This window comes from Variovorax sp. H27-G14 (assembly GCF_046156345.1).
Lineage (GTDB): Bacteria > Pseudomonadota > Gammaproteobacteria > Burkholderiales > Burkholderiaceae_C > Variovorax.
The window spans coordinates 42,691-59,961 of record NZ_JAYLVN010000029.1 but is presented as its reverse complement, the minus strand read 5'-3'; the positions used below and the strand labels follow the sequence as shown (position 1 = coordinate 59,961).

Below are 17,271 nucleotides of genomic sequence, written 5' to 3'. Positions count from 1 at the left end.
ACTCGATCACCGGCTACCAGGACGGCACCAACCGCATCTTCGGCATGGACGGCAACGACTACCTCACCGGTGGTAGGTGGGCCGACATCATCAACGGGGGCATCGGCGACGACACGCTCAAAGGCGAGGCCGGCGACGACACACTGATCGGCGGCGCTGGCAACGACACGCTCAACGGCGATGCAGGCGACGACACCTTGATCGGCGGTGCAGGCAACGACACGCTCAACGGTGGAACAGGCAACGATACGTTCGTGTTCAGCAAGGGCTTTGGTCACGACGTGCTCGTTCAAGAGGACGGCACCTCTGAACGCAAGGACACACTCAAGTTCACTGACTTGAAGAGCACGGACCTGACCACAGTGACACGCAACGGCGACCACCTCAAGCTGAGCTTCAACACCGGTGACAGCCTGACGCTCTCCAACTTCCATTACACACAGAACCATTCGAACTTCAAGATCGACTGGATCGTGTTCTCCGATGTCGAGTGGGAGCGCGCAGACCTTGTCGCGGCGGCCACGCTTCTGACCGAGGGCAACGACTCGATCATTTGCTCAAGCCGGGCCGGCAACAACGTCAGCGCGTTGGGTGGCGACGACTACGTCACGGGCGGCAGCTTGGCTGATCGGATCGATGGAGGGGCAGGCAACGACACACTCAACGGCGAAGCCGGCAACGACACCCTCGACGGCGGCACAGGCAACGACTCCCTCAACGGCGGCCTCGGCAACGACACCTACCTGTTCAACCGCACCTCCGGCCGCGACACCATCTACGACGACGACGCCACCGCAGGCAACCAGGACATCGCCCAATTCGGCGCCGGCATTTCAGCGAATCAGCTTTGGTTTGCAAAGAGCGGCAACGATCTCCTGATCGACATCATCGGCACCGACAACCGCCTGACGGTGGGCAACTGGTATGCATCCAACAGCTACCACGTCGAGCAATTCAAAACCAGCGATGGCAAGGTCTTGCTCGACACCCAGGTGCAAAGCCTCGTCAATGCGATGGCGGCGTTTTCGCCACCGGCTGCCGGGCAAATGACCTTGCCCAGCAGCCATCAAGCCAGCTTGAATTCAGTGATAGCGGCCAACTGGCACTGAGCGCGTTTCGCTTGCGCCAATGAAACCCGGGCCGCTTCTGAGCAATCAGCAGCGGCCCGTTTCACATTCAAGCGTGCGGCGGCAACGCAAACGCCCCCGCATCAAAAGCCTCGCAGTAAGTCTTCCAGTCCGCCCTCACCTGCGCCGCGCACGCATGCGCCGCGGCCAGCAGGTCGCCGCACCAGGCCTTCTCCGAGCCCCCGAACTCGACCAGCGCATCCGCATCGGCCGAGCCTTGCCGGCCCGCGCTGCGCAGTTGGGCCCAGGCGATGAGTTGCCCCATCTCGCCGATGACGCCGCTTATCTGCGCGAGGCTGGTGCCGGGCGCCCCCAGGCTCACGCGGTCTTCGCTGGGTTGCAGGCCGCGCAGCACATAAGACGATTTGCCCTCCACGATCGGGTGCAGAAACGCCATCGACACCGCCTGCATGCGCCGCTGCAGCCCCACCACGCGGTGCGCCTGCGACGGCCAGGCCGGCTGTGCCAGCTTCAGGTGCGGCGCCAGCGCAGAAGGCAGCGCCTCTTTCAGGTCGAGCAGGTAGTTGCCGTCGGGCGAGCCCTTGCCTTCGACCAGCACGATGTAGCGCGCCACGCCCAGGCTGCCGGTGCCCGCGATGCGCCGCGCCACGTCCAGCACCTTGAAGAAGCCGGGCTTGTCCTGCGCGGCGGCGAAGGTGTCGATGAGTTGCGTGACGTGCGCGCGGGCCGCGTCGTCGGCCTTCAGCGCGCGCTTGCCGTCGCAGCGGATGACGCGGCCGTGCCCCTTGCGGTCGGTGCGGTGGTCCAGAAAGGCGGGGCGGCTGCGGCCTTTGAGGGTGTCGAGCAGCGCCTGCACCAGGCCGGTGGCGGTGTCGCGCTCCACCCAGCGGGCCTGGCCCTGCGCGAGTGCGGCGGCATAGGCGTCGAGAAACACCTTGCACAGCGCGGCTGCCTCGTCGGCGGTGGCGCGCAGGCCGTCGCCGGCCACCAGAATGCTCGACAGAAAGCGCACCAGCTCCCAGGTAACGGGCGCCAGTGCGGCCTCGTCGAAGTCGTTCAGGTCGAAGTACACGAGGCGGTTGTCGCCCTTGTAGCTGCCAAAGTTTTCCAGGTGGGCGTCGCCGCACAGCCAGCCGGCCGGCGCCTTGGCGAACAGGCCGTCGCCGGGCAGGCGGTCGTAGAACAGGTGGCAGGTGCCGCGCAGAAAAACGAAGGGGCTGGTGCGCAGGTTGGCGTACTTCATGGCCAGGCGCTCGGGGTCGCGCCCGGCGTTGAAATTGCGGATGGACTCGACGACGTTCGGCATGGCATACCCCACTGGAGAGAGACTTCGGATTCTCGGCCCGCCAGCGTGGTCAGCAGAAAGTTTTCAGCGCGCGCTGGCTTGTATATTCGATCGGCCGTCGAGGCACGAAGGCGCCGCATCCGCGTAGCAAACGCAGGCATGCGCGGCGCCGCAATCACAAAAACGCAGTCACAAAAAACACTCAGGGGTGAACCACATGCAAAAAATTACTGGCCGACTGGCCGCTTTCATTCCCGCGGTCGCGCTGTTGGCCGCGGCAGCGTTCTGGCACGGCAAAACGCGGGCTGACGACGCCGCGCCCGTGCAGAGCTACAACGACATCGTTGCCGCCTACAAGACCAACCCGCAGCAGGCGGCCACCAAGTACACGCAAAAGCGCCTGGCCTTCAGCGGCCGGGTGATGCGCATGGGCAGCGACGCGGGCGGCACGTATTTCGGCGCGGTGACGGACGATGGCGCGCAGTTCGACACGCACTTCGAGGTGAACGACCAGGAGGCGCTGAAGCGGAAGTTCAAGGACCAGAAGATGACGCCCTTCCAGTTCTCGTCGAACATCGTTTTCGACTGCCTGAATGAAGGCTTTCTGGCCACCGCGCTGGTGCCCTCGCCCAAGTTCACGCACTGCCGGCTGGTGAAGTAGCCGCCTACGCTGGCGGCGCCCCCTCCCCCATGTCTGATGCCCTCTCGCGCATTCCTGTGCATGACGTGCGCCAGGTCGCGCTGGCCGCCTTGCCGCGCAGCGCGAGCTCGCCGTTGTTCGAGCGCTTGCGCGGCGCCGTCGGCCAGGTGGCGATGCGCGCGCCCGATGCGGAAGAAGGCGCGCGCTGGCACACGCACACCCTGGGCGGTGTGCAGCGCCGCTTTGCGCAGCCGATCACGTTCACGCCTTACGCGGCGGTGCAACCGTGTTCGGCCCGCTGCGGCTTCTGTTCGGAAAACCTGCGCAAGGCCGACGGCTCGGCGGCGGCCTCCCGGCTGCGGCCCGCGCCCGGCTACTTCGACGGCCTGGCCCGTGCGCTGCATGCACTGCGCGGCGTGCCGCTGTCGTGGTCGCTCTCGGGCCTGGAAACCAGCGACGACGCCGACTGGATGCTGCGCTTGCTCGACGTGCTGGCCACCGCCGAGCACAGCGGCGTGGTCGTCGAAGAGCGCGTGCTCTACAGCAACGGCGCCGGCTTTGCCGCACCGCGCGGCGCGCAGTTGCGCGATGCGCTGCAGGCCTTCGGGCTGAGCTGGCTGGAGCTGTCGCGCCACCACCCTGACGGCGCCATCAACCAGGCCATCATGCGGTTCAGGCCCGGCGTGGCCATCGGCGAGCAGGCGGTGTTCGAGCGCACCGCGCGGCAACTGGCCGACTTGGTGCCGGTGCGGCTGGTGTGCATTCTTCAGCGCGGCGGCGTGGCGCGGCCGGCGGATGTGGCGGCCTACCTGCGCTGGGCGCAACACTGCGGCGCGGGCACGGTGGTGTTCCGCGAGTTCTCCCGGCTGGACGACAGCTACCGCGACAACGCCACCGCGCGCTACCTGCACGCGCAACGCGTGTCGATGGACGAACTGCTCGCGGCCTGCCTGGACGACGCCGATGTGTCGCGCGGTTGGGCGCTCGACACCCTCACCGAGGGCTACTACTTCTGGAACCTGCGCCTGCGCACCGCCAGCGGCCTGCAGGTGGTGTTCGAAAGCGCGGACTACGGCGCCATGCACCAGCGCCATGCCAGCGGGGACGTCTACAAGCTCGTCTATTTTCCCGATGGGCAGCTGTGCGCGGGCTGGGAGCCGGGGCACGACGTGTTGCTCGACACACGCAACGAACCGGTGCCTGACCATGCCCATCACCATGCCCATCACCATGCCTAGCCCCAGCTGGTTGCTGCTGCAGGCAGAGTCACCGCACCACCGGCTGCCCGACGACCTGCGCGCGCGCGACCCGCTGGGCGGGCGCGACTGCGGCTGGGTCGAGCAGATGACGCCCTTCGTGCGGCAGTTTTCGCAACCGGGCGAGACCGTGTTCGACCCGTTCGCGGGCTTCGGCACCACGCTGCTTGCTGCGCGGCTCCAAGGCCGGTCGGCCGTTGGCTGCGAGGTCGACGGGCAGCGCATCGCACTGGCGCGCGAGCGGCTGGCGCGGCACGGGCTGGGCGATGGGGTGACGCTGCTGCACGGGTCGTGCGACACGTTGCAGAGCGACACGTTGAATGGAGTCACTCTGCCGCCCTTCGACCTGTGCCTGACCAACGTGCCCTACTTCGGCTGCCGATGGCCCGGTGACGATGCGGCCTCTCAGCTCTACGACAGCCGCAGCTACGCGCAGCACCTGAACAGCTTGCGCGATGTTTTCTACAGCGTGCGCGCTGGCTTGCGCGAAGGCGGCCGTTGCATCGCGATGGTGGAGAACGTGCGCCTGGGCGAGCGCGTGCTGCCCCTGGCCTTCGACCTGGCGCGCATTCTCGGCGCGCTTTTCGTGATGGAGGAAGAGCGCGTGCTGGTGTATCCGCATGCGGAAGAAGCTACCGCCGATGAGGCCTCGGCCCACACCGACCGCCGCCACGAATACGCGCTGGTGTTCCGCAAGCAGCGCGAGTGCATCGACCTGCAGGCCACCAGCGAGCTGCTGAACGCCTTGCGCGCGCAGGGCCATGGCTTCACCTTGATCGGCAGCTTCGCGCGCTGGCTTGCCGACCCGCAAGGCACGCCCCCCGCCGACGCCGACATTCGCGTCGATGCAGATCCGCAGCGGCTCGACGCACTGCTGCAGTGGCTGCGCGGCCAGGGCTTTTCGTTGACGAGCTGGGGCGAGCCGGTCGGCCTGCCGCTGCACCTCGACAGCTACCGCGGGCGCTTCTACTTTCGCGCGGACCGCATCGACCGCAATGGCGCGCTGGTGCGGCTGGACATCGGCTACGAGGGATAGAAGACCAACGGCGTCAGAGCAGCCCGCCCATGCGCTCGGCCGCGGCCTTCAGCGCATCTAGGCGCTTCAACGCATCGTCCATCGACATGCGCGCGGTTGGCGCATGCACCGCCAGCGCGGCGCGCACCGCACCGGCCGCATCGCGCACCGGCACGGCCACAGCCACCAGCCCGGCAATGAACTCCTCGCGGTCGCGCGAATGGCCGCGCTTGGCGATGGCGTCGCACTCGGCGCGCAGCGCCTGCGCCGTCACCAGCGTGTTGGCCGTCATGCGCTCCAAAGGCAGGTGGTCGATGAGCGTGTCGCGCTCCTTCTTCGGCATCAGCGCCAGAAAGAGCTTGCCGCTGGCCGTGCAATGCAACGGCACGTGCGAGCCCACGTCCAGCGACAGGCGCAGCGGCCATTGCGCCTCCACGCGGTCGAGGTAGAGCACCTGCGCGCCGTCGAGCGTGGTGAGGTTGCAGGTTTCGCCCACCTCGCGCACCAGCGCCGACAGCACCTCGTGCCGCAGGCCGCGCACCACGCCGTGGTTGAGCGTGTCGAAGGCCAGCTTGCGCAGCGCGGGGCCGACGCTGAACGAGCGTTCGTCCACGTCGCGCGCCAAAAAGCCGGTGGCCAGCAGCTGCATGCAGATGCGGTGCGCGGTGCCCTTGGGCAGGCCCAGTTGCGCGGCCAGGTCGGCCAGCGTGAGGGCGCGGCCCGCGTTGGCCAGCAAGGCCAGCAGGCGCAGGCTGCGTTCGGCGGAAGAGCCCGAAGAAGGCTCCGCCTCTTCGGTGGAAACAACTGCGGCGGACACCGCTGCGGCGGGGCGCACGGGACGGGGCATGCGGGTAAACCTTAAAAGTGGAACATTGCGTTCCGAAAATCATTGGCCTAGGATGCGGCCGAGCCCCGCGATTGTTCCACTCCAGGACCCCAAGGCATGCCCGAAGAAGAGTTCGACTACATCGTTGTCGGCGCTGGTTCCGCCGGCTGCGTGCTGGCCGCGCGCTTGAGCGAAGACCCGGCCACGCGCGTGCTGTTGCTCGAAGCCGGCCCGCCAGACCGGTCGCTCTGGATCCACCTGCCCATCGGCTACGGCAAGACGATGTGGAGCCCCACCTACAACTGGCGCTTTCAGACCGACCCCGACCCGAACATGAACGGCCGGCGCATCTACTGGCCGCGCGGCAAGACGCTGGGCGGCTCCAGCGCAATCAACGGGCTGATCTACATTCGCGGCCAGCGCGAGGACTACGACCACTGGGCCGCGCAGGGCAACGCCGGTTGGGGCTACGACGACGTGCTGCCCTACTTCGTCAAGTCCGAAGGAAACCAGCGCGGCGCAAGCGCCTTTCATGGCGGCAGCGGGCCGCTGAAGGTGTCCGACATTGCCGCCAGGCACGAGCTGATCGAGGCCTTCATTGGCGGGGCCGAACAGGTCGGCGTGCCGCGCACCCAAGACTTCAACGGCGCCGCGCAGGAAGGCGCGGGCTACTACCAACTGACCACGCACAAGGGCTGGCGCTGCAGCACGGCCAAGGCCTATCTGACGCCCGAGGTGAAGCGGCGCGCCAACCTGCGCATAGAGACCGACGCGATGGCCGGCAAGCTGGTGTTCGACGGGCGGCGTGCCGCTGGCGTCACCTACCGGCAACGCGGCGTGCTGAAGACCGCGCGCTGCCGCGCCGAGGTGCTGCTGTCGGCCGGCTCGATTCAGTCGCCGCAGTTGCTGCAGCTCTCGGGCATCGGCCCGCGCGCGCTGCTCGACACGCTCGGCGTTCCGGTGGTGCACGAGCTGCCCGGCGTGGGCGAAAACCTGCAAGACCACCTGCAGATTCGGCTGGGCTACGAGTGCACCAAGCCCATCACCACCAACGACCAGCTCAACTCCTGGTTCGGTCAGATGGGCATGGGCCTCGAATGGCTGCTGCACCGCACCGGGCCGCTGGCGGTGGGCATCAACCAGGGCGGCTGCTTCATGCGTGCGCTGAAAGACGCGCAAGGCAAGCCGGTGGCGGCCACGCCAGACATTCAGTTCCATGTGGCCACGCTCTCGGCCGACATGGCGGGCGGCAAGGTGCACCCTTACTCGGGCTTCACGATGTCGGTGTGCCAGCTGCGGCCAGAGTCCCGCGGGCACATTCGCATTCGCTCGCTCGACGCGGCCGAGCCGCCGGAGATGCAGCCCAACTACCTGGCCACCGAGCTGGACCGCGCAACCACCGTGGCCGGTGTACGGGCAGCGCGCGCCATTGCCGATGCGCCCGCGATGCGCCCCTATGTGAAGCGCGAGGTAAAGCCCGGTCCGCAGGCCGAGAGCGACGCCGACCTGCTCGAGTTCTGCCGCAACAACGGCGCCACCATCTTCCACCCCACCGGCACCTGCCGCATGGGCAGCGACGCGCTGGCCGTGGTCGACGCGCGGCTGCGCGTGCACGGCGTGGCGGGGCTGCGGGTGATCGACTGCTCTGCGATGCCCACGCTGGTGTCGGGCAACACCAATGCACCCGCGGTGATGATGGCCGAGAAGGCCGTGGACATGATCAAAGAAGACAGAAACGACAGAGCACGCGCCAGGGGATAGGCACCAGCGGCCCAAAGAAGGCCGCTACGACAACACCTCATTGGAGACAAAACACATGAGCGCAACCGACGAAAAAGCAATTCGCAGGGTGGTCATCTCGGCCCTGGTGGGCGCCACCATCGAGTGGTACGACTTCTTTCTTTACGGCGTGGTGGCCGGCATCGTGTTCAGCAAGCTGTACTTCCCGGGCAGCGACCCGGTGGTGTCGGTGCTGCTGGCCTACACAACCTTTGCCGTGGGCTTTGTCACGCGGCCGCTGGGCGGGGTGATCTTCGGCCACTTCGGCGACAAGATCGGCCGCAAGAGCATGCTGGTCATCACGCTGATGATCATGGGCGTGGCCACCTTCCTCATCGGACTGGTGCCCACGTACGCGCAGATCGGCGTGGCGGCGCCCGTTCTGCTGCTGCTGCTTCGCGTGGCGCAGGGCATTGGGCTGGGCGGTGAATGGGGCGGCGCGGTGCTGATGGCGTACGAGTACGCGCCGAAGGAAAAGCGCGGCTTCTATGCGTCGCTGCCGCAGATCGGGCTGGCCATTGGCCTGTGCCTGGCCTCGGGCGTGGTGGCGCTGCTGTCGTCGCTGCTCACCGACGAGCAGTTTCTGGCCTGGGGCTGGCGCATCGCGTTCCTCATCTCGGGGCTGATGGTGATGGTGGGCATGTACATCCGCCTGCACGTGCAGGAGACACCCGAGTTTGCGGCCGTGAAGGCGCGCAACGCCGAGCTGCGCATTCCGTTCATGGACATGATTCGCCGCTACCCCGGCAATGTATTGAAGGGCATGGGGGCGCGCTACATCGACGGGGTGTTCTTCAACATCTTCGGCGTGTTCTCGATCAACTACCTCACGAACACGCTGAAGATCAGCCGCACCGACGCGCTGCTGGGCGTGATGGCTTCGGCGGTGGTCATGATCTTCTTCATTCCTTTCTTCGGGCGCCTGTCCGACAAGATCGGGAGGCCCAGGGTCTACATGTGGGGGTCGATCATTACCGCGGTGTCGGCGTTTCCGGGCTTCTGGCTCATGACGCACAGCGGGGGCAACGTGCTGTTGATATGGCTGGCGATCATCGTGCCCTTCGGCATCCTGTATGCGTCGGTGTACGGGCCGGAGGCGGCGCTGTTCTGCGACCTGTTCGACGCCAAGGTGCGCTACACGGGCATCAGCTTCGTCTACCAGTTCTCGGGCATCTTCGCCTCGGGCATCACGCCGATCATTGCCACTGCGCTGCTGAAGTCGGGCGGCGGCCAGCCGTGGCAGATCTGCATGTATGTGCTGTTTGCCGGCGCGGTGTCGGCGCTGTGCGCTTGGATGATCGGGCGCTCACCCTCGCCGGCCGATGCGCCGGTGGCGGTGGCTGTTCCGTTACGGTGAGCTTGCAGGCGGCGTGGCCGCGCGCACCTGCCGCACCACGGACAGCACCGCGTTCACCACCGCATCAGGGTCGTCGAACTGAATGTCGTGGCCCGCGTTCGGCAGCAGCTGGTGCGTGCCGCGCGAAGACCAGCCGGTGATGTCGTCGTGCATCTGCTTCCAGAGCACTTGCACCTGCTCGCCCTGCGCCGGCGTGATCTTCATGCCGTGCAGCTCGGCCGGAGTGTAGGGCGCCATGGCGGTGAGCACCACCAGCGGCCGACTGCCCAGGTCACGAAAGGCACCCGCCTCGGCCAGCGTGCGGTCGGTGGCGTCGCCTTCGGCGAGCTGCGTTTCGAACGACTGCGGCGCGAAGGCACGTATCGCCTGCACGTCGTGGTCGCTCTGATGAGGCGCCTGCGGCAGCAGCCGTGGCACGGCCAGGCGCAACAGGCCGAACCACCGCAGGCCCACCAGCACACGCCACAGCGGCGAACGCGTCTCCACCATGTAGCTGGCAACGCGCGCCACCTGGTCGGGGTGCGAAGGGTCGACCAGCACCAGCCCCGCCACCTCATTGCCAAAGTACCGCGTGAAGCTCACGACATAAGGCCCGCCGATGGACTGGCCCACCATCACGAAGGGGCCGTGCTCGCCCGCGCGGGTGAGTGCGGCGTGAAGGTCTTGCGCCACCTGACGCGCGCTGGAAGGCGCTGTCGACGGGTCGCTCCACATCAAGCCCGCGCGGCTGTAGGCGCACGCGCGCGTGTGCGCTGCCACCTGGGGCTGCACGGCCGACCAGTCGAGCGCGCCGCCCACGCTCTGCCCCGACTCGAAGACCACCGTGGGCGAGCCCGTGCCGCGGCAGTCGAGCTGAATGCGCCGCCCACCGATGTCGACCATTTGCCCCGGCGGCGCAAAGTCGCTCACCGCGCGGTAGCGCCCCACCTGCTCGTACACCACGCCCGCCAGCACGGCCAGCGCCACGAAGGCGGCGGCGCCAAAGGCCGCAACTCCGAAGCCGGTGCGCACGGTGGCCGCCGGGTCAGACCGGTGGGAACTGGAAGATCAGCTCCTGCAGCATCGAATGCACCAGCGGCGGGGACCAGAACGGGTCGAGCGTCTTGTCGCCCAGGGCGGGAATGCCGTTGCGCCAGCATCGCCAGGTGGCGTGCACCTCGCCGGTTTCGATGTTGCCGGTGAACACCACCTCGTTGAGCCGCCCGCCCTGCGCGCCCCATCTGAAACCTACATGCGGAGGGGCATCGCGGCTCAGCCCCTCTTCGCGGTCGACATAGCATTCGGCCGCATCGCCGAGCTTGGTGTCGAAGTAGTCTGCAAACTCGCAGAACACCGGGTAGGCCAGCTCGTTGAGCCGCTGCGACATGCGGCGCGCCCGGCGGGCCCGGTCGGCCGCGTCGGCATCTTGGCGCGGCTCCAGGAGCCTTGCGTCGAAGTAGCTGTCGAGCAGCTGAAATTTCGAACCATTCATCGCGTCCCTTTCGGCATTTGCATGTTGGCTAGTGCTTTAGTTATATGCACAACAGCTGAACCCAGCCTGTCTTCGGGCGCGGTGTGGGGTCTTCCGGCGCCAGAAGGCGTGAATATTTCACAAAGCAAAACAAAGGAAAGCTGTTCTTTTGTGCTTTTTTTAATTGCAAGCGGAATGAAAGCGGCGCGACACCGCCGCCCCCCTCTACTTCAGCCGGTAGCTCAGCTTTCGGTTGCCGCTGACCATCGAGTCCAGCCCCAGCCAGTCGCCCTGCTGCGAATACCAGACGTCGATGGGCTGCGCATCGGTTGCAATGCGCCACCGCGTGGCCGCCACCGGCTGGCCGCGCACCTCCACCGTGCCGCTGCCCGCGCGGCTGACCTGCACCGCTTCGAACTTGCCGCTTTGCGCGTTGAGCAGCTTGTCTTGCGTGCGGATGGCGGGGTTCCAGTAGGCGAAGCTCATCACGCAGCCTTCCAGCGACTGCGTGCCTTTGGGGGTGGTCACGGCCAGTGCGTTGTCGCCCGCGGCTTCGGCGTTCACCTTTTCGGGAGTGCCGTCGTCGTCGGTCTTTGAGCTGAGGCGCTTCAGGCAATCACCGCGCCAGGTTTCGGTGGCGTTGTGCTGGTAGCGGTACACCGTCACGCCCAGCAGCTTCACCGCGAAGCGCGCCTCGCTGGTCAGCTTGCGCTCGTTGCCGGTGGTGGCCAACGCGAAGCGGTGTTCGCCGATGGGGGAGTCGTCGAGCAGCACCCGAAAGTCCCATTCGCCGCCGGAGGGGCCGGCGGCCGCAGCGGTAGCGGGCCCGGCGGCGCCGGCCACCCCTGCGGAAAGCGCCGCGAGCGCTGTCAAGGCGGCCCGCAGCCGCATGCCGTGTGTTTGTTTGCTCATGACGCCTTGGGGTTGCCGCGCACCGGCCCTGGAACAAAGGCATTGGTGCGCGCGATGTAGTCGCGGTACGCCGGGCGGCGCTCGCCGATGTCGCCTTCGAGCATGCGCACGCCCGACACCTTCAGCAGCAGCCAGGTCATGAGCAATGGGGACACCACGCTCCACCCGCCTGCCCACCCTGCCCCGCCCATGGCCATGAGCCACAGCCCCCACCACACGCAGCATTCGCCGAAGTAGTTGGGGTGGCGGGTGTAGCGCCACAGGCCGCGGTCCATCACCTGGCCTTTGCTTGCGGGGTCGGCCTTGAAGCGCGCCATTTGCGCGTCGCCGATCGCCTCGAAGAAGGTGCCGAACAGCGCCAGCGCGATGCCCAGCACGTCGAGCGCGCCCAGCGGCCGCAGCGTTACCATGCCCGGCAGAAACGGCGCGGACACCACCCACGCCAGCACCGCCTGCAGCGCGAACACCAGGTACAGGCTCTTGAAACCGAAGTTCGGCTGGTTGCGCGCCCTGATCGCCTGGTAGCGCCGGTCTTCACCGTGGCCCCAGTTGCGCCAGGTGATGTAAAGGCTGAGCCGCACCGCCCACGCCGCGCCGATCACCGCCATGCACAGCCCGCGCATCGTCTGCATCGGCAGCAGCGCGAAGTAGACGATGCCCGCGCCCACGATGCACACGGGCCACATGCGGTCGATCAGGCTGACGTCGCGCCGCACCAGGCTGGCCACCCAGGTCAGGAAGGCCAGGGACGCGGTCAGGGCCAGGCCCGCGAGTGCAACCCCCGTCATGCGGCGCGACGCTCGAAGAGGTAGTGGCTCACCCACCAGCGTTGCCCATGGTCGAAGCCGAACAGCTCCGCCACCGACATGAAAAACAGCCGCCAGCGCGTCCACCACACGTTGGCGTCGGCGCCGTAGGTGGCCTGGAACAGCGGGCGCAGCGTGTCGCGGCGCTCGTCCATGTTGCGCAGCCAGGCCTCGGCCGTGCGCTGGTAGTGGCTGCCTTCCCAGCGCCAACGGCGCAGCAGGCGCAGATCGTCCTGGCAGTGCAGCGCCAGGTCGTCGCTGGGCATCATGCCGCCAGAGAAGAAGTACTTGCTCATCCAGTCGCTAGGGTCGCGCACCTCGAACGGGTAGGGCGCCTCCTTGTGGGCGAACACGTGCATGAAGAAACGCCCGCCCGGCTTCAGCCAGCGCGCCACGTTGGCAAAGGCCTGCGGCCAGTTGCGCAGGTGCTCGAACATTTCGACCGACACCACGCGGTCGAAGCGCTCGTGGGTGTCGAACACGTTGATGTCCCGCGTCAGCACGCGCACATTGCGCAGGCCGCGCTGCGCCGCCTGCGCCTCGATGTATTCGCGCTGCGAGTTGGAGTTGGACAGCGCCGTGATGCGGCTGTTCGGGTAATGCGAGGCCATCCACAGCGTGAGCGAGCCCCAGCCGCAGCCCAGCTCCATCACGTCGTGCCCGTCGACCAGCCCGGCGCGTTCGCAGGTGGCGGCCAGCGCGGCAGACTCGGCCTCTTCCAGCGTCTGCGTGCCTTCCGGCCAGTAGCAGCTGCTGTACTTGCGGTGATTTCCCAGCACTTCGGCGAAGAAGGCGGCGGGAACCTCGTAATGCTGCTCGTTGGCCTTCTCCGGCAGGGGCGCCAGGTTGGCCTTGCCCATACGGGCGACAAAGTCTTGCGTGAGGTCGGCCACGGCCAAGGCGTTGCCCGCCTGCAGCTCCTGGAGCCGGTCTTTCAGCAGCCGGCGGATGCCGCGGCGGATCACCGTGTCGGGCACCAGGCCCTTCTCGACCCAGCGGATGGCAAATGAAATGTCTTGCGGCATGTCGGTTTTTCCTCGTAGGGGCACGTCGATGCGCGTGCCACAGGCACTTGTACGCGGCAGATCGGGTTTTGGATGAGGCAGATATTGTGGGCGACCGCACGTGCTTTCGGGCCACCTGCACCGGCATTCCCCCTCGCGTCACCGCGCCGGCACCCTGCCGCTATGCTGACCTCCCGCAATTTTTTCCATACCCCGTTCATGCGAAATCTGGTGGTGGTGCTGGGCGACCAGCTGAGCCTTTCAAGCGTGGCCTTCGAGGGCTTCGACGCCGCGCAAGACCGCGTGTGGATGGCCGAGGTGCGCGAAGAGTCCGAGCACGTGCCCAGCGCCAAGATGCGCACGGCCCTTTTTCTGTCCGCCATGCGGCACTTTGCCGAGGCGCTCACCGCCGGCGGCATGCCGCTCGACTACCTGAAACTGGGCACCCACCGTTTCGGCTCGCTCGCGTCTGCGCTGACGCACACCCTGTCGCACCACCGCCCCCAGGCCGTCGTGATGGTCGAGGCCGGCGAATGGCGGCTCGAACAGGCGATGGCCAGCGCCTGCGAGGCGGCCGGTGTGCGCCTGGTGGTGAGAGACGACCTGCACTTCATGGCCTCGCGCGCCGAATTCGCGACCCATGCCCAGGGCAAGCAGCGCCTGGTCATGGAGGCCTTCTACCGGCGCATGCGCGTGAAGCACCAGGTGCTGCTGGACGACGCCGGCCAGCCCGAAGGCGGCCAGTGGAACTTCGACCACGACAACCGCGGCGCCTTCGGCCGCGAAGGGCCGGGCATGCTGCCACCGCCGCCGTCGTTCGCGCCCGATGCCATCACCCGCGAGGTGCTGGCCGACGTAGAGACGCACTTCGGCGACCACTACGGCAGCGCCGCGCAGTTCGACTGGCCGGTCACGCGCGAGCAAGCCCTGGTGGCCCTGAAAGATTTCGTCGAATGCCGTCTGCAGGACTTCGGTCGCTTCCAGGACGCCATGTGGACCGACGAGCCCTTTCTGTATCACGGCCTGCTGTCGTCGTCGCTGAACCTGAAACTGCTCGACCCGCGCGAGGTGATAGACGCGGCAGTGGCCCAGTGGCGCGCCGGCGTGGTGCCGCTGGAATCGGTCGAAGGCTTCGTGCGGCAGATACTGGGCTGGCGCGAGTTCATGCGCGGCGTGTACTGGTGGCGCATGCCGCAACTGGCCGAAGCCAACGCGCTGAAGCACCAGCACGATTTGCCCGACTGGTACTGGAGCGGCAACGTCGGCATGAACTGCATGAAGCAGGCCATCGGCCAGACCTTGCGCACTGGCTATGCGCACCACATTCAGCGCCTGATGGTCACCGGCAACTTCGCGCTGACCTTCGGCGTGGCACCGGCGCAGGTGCATGCGTGGTACCTGTCGGTGTATGTCGATGCGGTGGAGTGGGTCGAACTGCCCAACACCGTGGGCATGTCGCTGTTTGCCGATGGCGCGCGCTTCGTGACCAAGCCCTATGCGGCGGGCGGCGCCTACATCCGGCGCATGAGCAACTACTGCGACGGCTGCCGCTACAAGCCGACCACGCGCAGCGGAGAAGGTGCGTGCCCGATGACGGTGATGTACTGGGACTTTGTGGCGCGCCATGAACGCCTGCTGGAGAACAACCCGCGCACGGTGATGATGGCGCGCAATTTTCAGCGCTTCAGTGTCGAGGAGCGGGCTGCGATTGCACGCACTGCGGATGCGATGCGTGAGCGGCCGGAATTGCTTTGAAGAAAGGCACCGCTGCCGTGACGAGTGACGAGACGATCGAGAAGACCATCTTTGCGCTGCTGGCAAGGCGCGATGCTTCCGCATCGATTTGCCCGTTTGAGGTAGCGCGTGCGCTGGCGACGGACGATGCGGGCTGGCGGGCGTTGATGGGGGATGTGCGGCGGGTGGCTGCGCGGTTGGCGGAGGAGGGGTTGGTGCGGGTTACGCGGGGGGCGGATGAGGTGGATGCGATGAGTGCGGGCGGGCCTGTGCGGTTGCGGCGGCCGAAGTGATGCACATTGGCGCGTGATTCATGGCGGATTGCTTGTTGCGTGTCGGAGGCATAACCCGTTGAATTTCATCATCGAAGAAAGCGTCGCCGGGCCGGCTCGGCGAACATGCGGAGGCTGTGCGCCAACTGAATCGGCCAGTTTTTGAGGCGCGAGTTCCAACGTAGACGCAGAGGTAAATTTCTCGGAATAGCGATTGACCGCCTACACCAACATCGCGGCATCGCTTACCAAAGGCAGCTCTGGCCCCACGCTGAGGAATCCATCGTTGCCCCACCCGCTCGCTGCACCGTTTGAAAAACAGGAGTCTTGTCGAAATGCCAATGGATTTTCTTCGCCGCATCGAGAACGCGTCGTTCCCTCTTGCCGTCCATGAGAAGGCCGACATCCATTGCACGGCCGTCCTGGCGGATGCCGAATTGGTTGAAGCAAACCTTCAGGACGCCAGCGACTCCGCAGGCCGCGGCGGGGTGATCTTGCGCATTACGCCGCTCGGGCGGGCGGAGCTGAACAGGTTGCGCGACGAGCAGCGTTGAAGACGCCGTCCATCGACTGCGAAACGCATTCTTCGAAAAGAAGCGCTGCCTGAGCAGCAACAGGCCATGTCTGATCCCGGCTCCCATGATCATGTGAGAGCGCTCGCAAACCCTCGCAGACGCGCTCACTCATCGCGCCACACTCGGCCTCCAACAACCGAGGAGACAACATGAAGAAGATTGCGGTATTGATCGCGGCGCTGTGCATGAGTTGCGGTGCGCTCGCCCACTCGGGCGGCACCGACAAGAACGGATGCCATCGCGACCACAAAAACGGCGGCTCCCACTGCCATTGATGTGAAAAGCATGAACATGAAACCGATCTTCATTCTTGTCGCCTCACTCGCACTCGCCCTCGGCTCGTCCGCGTTTGCCAAGGGCGGCGGCGGTGGCGGGCACAGTTCGGGCGGGCACAGCAACGCCAGTTCGCATGCGTCCGGGTCATCGAGCGAAAGCCATTCGACCAGTGGCTACACCAAGAGCAACGGAACCTATGTCGCCCCCAGCCATGCGACCAACCCCAACGGCACGAAGTCGGACAACTGGTCCACCAAGGGCAACGTCAACCCCTACACGGGCAAGGAAGGCACCAAGCCTCAGAACTGACAAGGCCTGAGGCTCGGCCCGTGGGCAGCGGAATCGGCCCGCGTTTGCATGGGCCTGGTCGGCGCGAGTCAGCCCACCGCCGCAGCGCCTTTGTCCACAGCCGCACGAAGCGCCAGCACCGTGGCATCAGCCACCTCGATTCGCCGCTGCAGGTCTTCATTGACCACGCTCACCAACGCACTGAGTTCGGTGCGGCTCGGGTAGACCTCTTCCGCATCGTTCACTCGTTGCGGAACGATGAGCTTTTCAAGGCACGCGTACGCGCGGTGCACCACGCGAAGACTGTCGACGTCGTCGCATGCCTGCAGGGCGAGCGATTCAGCCGTGGGGGTTTCGGAAGATTCGGGGAACGAAGAAGCGTGAGCCATGGGTGGCCTCCAAGGGTTTCGGTTTGCTGAAACCGACGCACCCGAGTCCAATCGGAGGCGGCGGCTCGACGAGTTGGACTACCGGGAAACCACTTGCGTGAAACCGGCCGGGCTCGCGCCCGCCCATCGAGCCGCCTAAAAAGGAAGCAAGAGTGACGAAGCCGCAGACCCTGCGGGGTGACTGCGGCTTGCGTCGCAGTGATTTCAACGGGAGTCCAATCCCGATCACGCCTTTTGCTGACGTGACGGCGGCAGTATAGCCACGCAGCCCCCGCCGCCGAGCGAGCAAAACCGCCCCATTCCCCCCGCAAAAAACCCC

At 66.5% G+C, this 17,271-nt stretch carries 19 protein-coding genes; 11 read left to right on the top strand and 8 right to left on the bottom strand.

Going from position 1 to position 17,271, the window contains the following annotated elements; translation table 11 throughout:
* On the top strand, window positions 1-1,109 hold a 1,109-nt coding region (locus tag VLK31_RS34005; RefSeq protein ID WP_409172904.1), incomplete at its 5' end, for a calcium-binding protein.
* Window positions 1,110-1,176: 67 nt separating this feature from the next.
* Here VLK31_RS34005 and VLK31_RS34000 read toward each other — a convergent pair.
* Complete coding sequence (locus VLK31_RS34000) at window positions 1,177-2,394, bottom strand: DUF2252 domain-containing protein (protein WP_409172903.1); 1,218 nt, start codon at window positions 2,392-2,394, stop codon at window positions 1,177-1,179.
* Window positions 2,395-2,590: 196 nt separating this feature from the next.
* Here VLK31_RS34000 and VLK31_RS33995 point away from each other — a divergent pair, with 196 nt between their 5' ends.
* Genes VLK31_RS33995 through VLK31_RS33985 form a run of 3 tightly spaced genes read left to right on the top strand, consistent with a single transcriptional unit; the run spans window position 2,591 to window position 5,305 of the window.
* Window positions 2,591-3,034 (top strand): hypothetical protein, encoded by a 444-nt coding sequence (locus VLK31_RS33995; protein WP_409172902.1) that lies wholly within the window; start codon window positions 2,591-2,593, stop codon window positions 3,032-3,034.
* Between the two features lie 29 nt (window positions 3,035-3,063).
* Window positions 3,064-4,251, top strand: a complete 1,188-nt coding sequence (locus VLK31_RS33990) for a hypothetical protein (protein WP_409172901.1) — start codon at window positions 3,064-3,066, stop codon at window positions 4,249-4,251.
* Entirely contained in the window at window positions 4,220-5,305 is a 1,086-nt protein-coding gene (locus VLK31_RS33985) for a TRM11 family SAM-dependent methyltransferase (RefSeq protein ID WP_409172900.1), read from the top strand. The genes VLK31_RS33990 and VLK31_RS33985 overlap by 32 nt, the downstream gene beginning before the upstream one ends.
* Window positions 5,306-5,318: 13 nt before the next feature.
* Here VLK31_RS33985 and VLK31_RS33980 read toward each other — a convergent pair whose 3' ends face one another.
* Complete coding sequence (locus VLK31_RS33980; RefSeq protein ID WP_409172899.1) at window positions 5,319-6,131, bottom strand: IclR family transcriptional regulator; 813 nt, start codon at window positions 6,129-6,131, stop codon at window positions 5,319-5,321.
* Window positions 6,132-6,227: 96 nt separating this feature from the next.
* Here VLK31_RS33980 and VLK31_RS33975 point away from each other — a divergent pair, with 96 nt between their 5' ends.
* Together VLK31_RS33975 and VLK31_RS33970 are read left to right on the top strand one after the other, a co-directional pair.
* A complete protein-coding gene (locus tag VLK31_RS33975; protein WP_409172898.1) occupies window positions 6,228-7,871 on the top strand; it encodes a GMC family oxidoreductase in 1,644 nt (547 codons plus the stop codon).
* A 55-nt stretch (window positions 7,872-7,926) separates the two neighbouring features.
* Window positions 7,927-9,246, top strand: a complete 1,320-nt coding sequence (locus VLK31_RS33970; RefSeq protein ID WP_409172897.1) for an MFS transporter — start codon at window positions 7,927-7,929, stop codon at window positions 9,244-9,246.
* Here the strand turns inward: VLK31_RS33970 and VLK31_RS33965 are convergent.
* From VLK31_RS33965 to VLK31_RS33945, 5 genes are all read right to left on the bottom strand, one after another.
* The gene (locus VLK31_RS33965) at window positions 9,238-10,257 is read right to left on the bottom strand and encodes an alpha/beta fold hydrolase (protein ID WP_409172896.1); all 1,020 of its coding nucleotides are present in this window, start codon (window positions 10,255-10,257) and stop codon (window positions 9,238-9,240) included. The two genes, VLK31_RS33970 and VLK31_RS33965, sit on opposite strands and share 9 nt — an antisense overlap.
* Window positions 10,258-10,270: 13 nt before the next feature.
* Window positions 10,271-10,717, bottom strand: coding sequence for a hypothetical protein (locus VLK31_RS33960; protein ID WP_409172895.1), 447 nt, complete (start codon window positions 10,715-10,717; stop codon window positions 10,271-10,273).
* A gap of 204 nt (window positions 10,718-10,921) precedes the next feature.
* Window positions 10,922-11,608: a DUF6134 family protein gene (locus VLK31_RS33955; RefSeq protein ID WP_409172894.1), complete on the bottom strand. Its 687-nt coding sequence runs from the start codon at window positions 11,606-11,608 to the stop codon at window positions 10,922-10,924.
* The gene (locus VLK31_RS33950; RefSeq protein WP_409172893.1) at window positions 11,605-12,396 is read right to left on the bottom strand and encodes a DUF1295 domain-containing protein; all 792 of its coding nucleotides are present in this window, start codon (window positions 12,394-12,396) and stop codon (window positions 11,605-11,607) included. Before VLK31_RS33950 ends, VLK31_RS33955 begins: the two co-directional genes overlap by 4 nt.
* The gene (locus VLK31_RS33945) at window positions 12,393-13,439 is read right to left on the bottom strand and encodes an SAM-dependent methyltransferase (protein WP_409172892.1); all 1,047 of its coding nucleotides are present in this window, start codon (window positions 13,437-13,439) and stop codon (window positions 12,393-12,395) included. The genes VLK31_RS33950 and VLK31_RS33945 overlap by 4 nt, the downstream gene beginning before the upstream one ends.
* Before the next feature lie 198 nt (window positions 13,440-13,637).
* Between VLK31_RS33945 and VLK31_RS33940 the strand changes: the two genes are divergently transcribed.
* From VLK31_RS33940 to VLK31_RS33920, 5 genes are all read left to right on the top strand, one after another.
* Window positions 13,638-15,173, top strand: a complete 1,536-nt coding sequence (locus tag VLK31_RS33940; protein WP_409172891.1) for a cryptochrome/photolyase family protein — start codon at window positions 13,638-13,640, stop codon at window positions 15,171-15,173.
* Window positions 15,170-15,445: a DUF3253 domain-containing protein gene (locus tag VLK31_RS33935; RefSeq protein WP_409172890.1), complete on the top strand. Its 276-nt coding sequence runs from the start codon at window positions 15,170-15,172 to the stop codon at window positions 15,443-15,445. The genes VLK31_RS33940 and VLK31_RS33935 overlap by 4 nt, the downstream gene beginning before the upstream one ends.
* Window positions 15,446-15,759: 314 nt before the next feature.
* Window positions 15,760-15,978 carry a hypothetical protein gene (locus VLK31_RS33930; RefSeq protein WP_409172889.1) on the top strand — a complete coding sequence of 73 codons (219 nt, stop codon included), beginning with the start codon at window positions 15,760-15,762 and terminating at the stop codon, window positions 15,976-15,978.
* Between the two features lie 170 nt (window positions 15,979-16,148).
* Window positions 16,149-16,274: a YHYH domain-containing protein gene (locus VLK31_RS33925; protein ID WP_409172888.1), complete on the top strand. Its 126-nt coding sequence runs from the start codon at window positions 16,149-16,151 to the stop codon at window positions 16,272-16,274.
* A gap of 10 nt (window positions 16,275-16,284) precedes the next feature.
* Window positions 16,285-16,584 (top strand): hypothetical protein, encoded by a 300-nt coding sequence (locus VLK31_RS33920; RefSeq protein WP_409172887.1) that lies wholly within the window; start codon window positions 16,285-16,287, stop codon window positions 16,582-16,584.
* 68 nt (window positions 16,585-16,652) lie between these two features.
* Here VLK31_RS33920 and VLK31_RS33915 read toward each other — a convergent pair whose 3' ends face one another.
* Window positions 16,653-16,952, bottom strand: coding sequence for a hypothetical protein (locus VLK31_RS33915; protein ID WP_409172886.1), 300 nt, complete (start codon window positions 16,950-16,952; stop codon window positions 16,653-16,655).
* Window positions 16,953-17,271 lie beyond the last annotated feature (319 nt).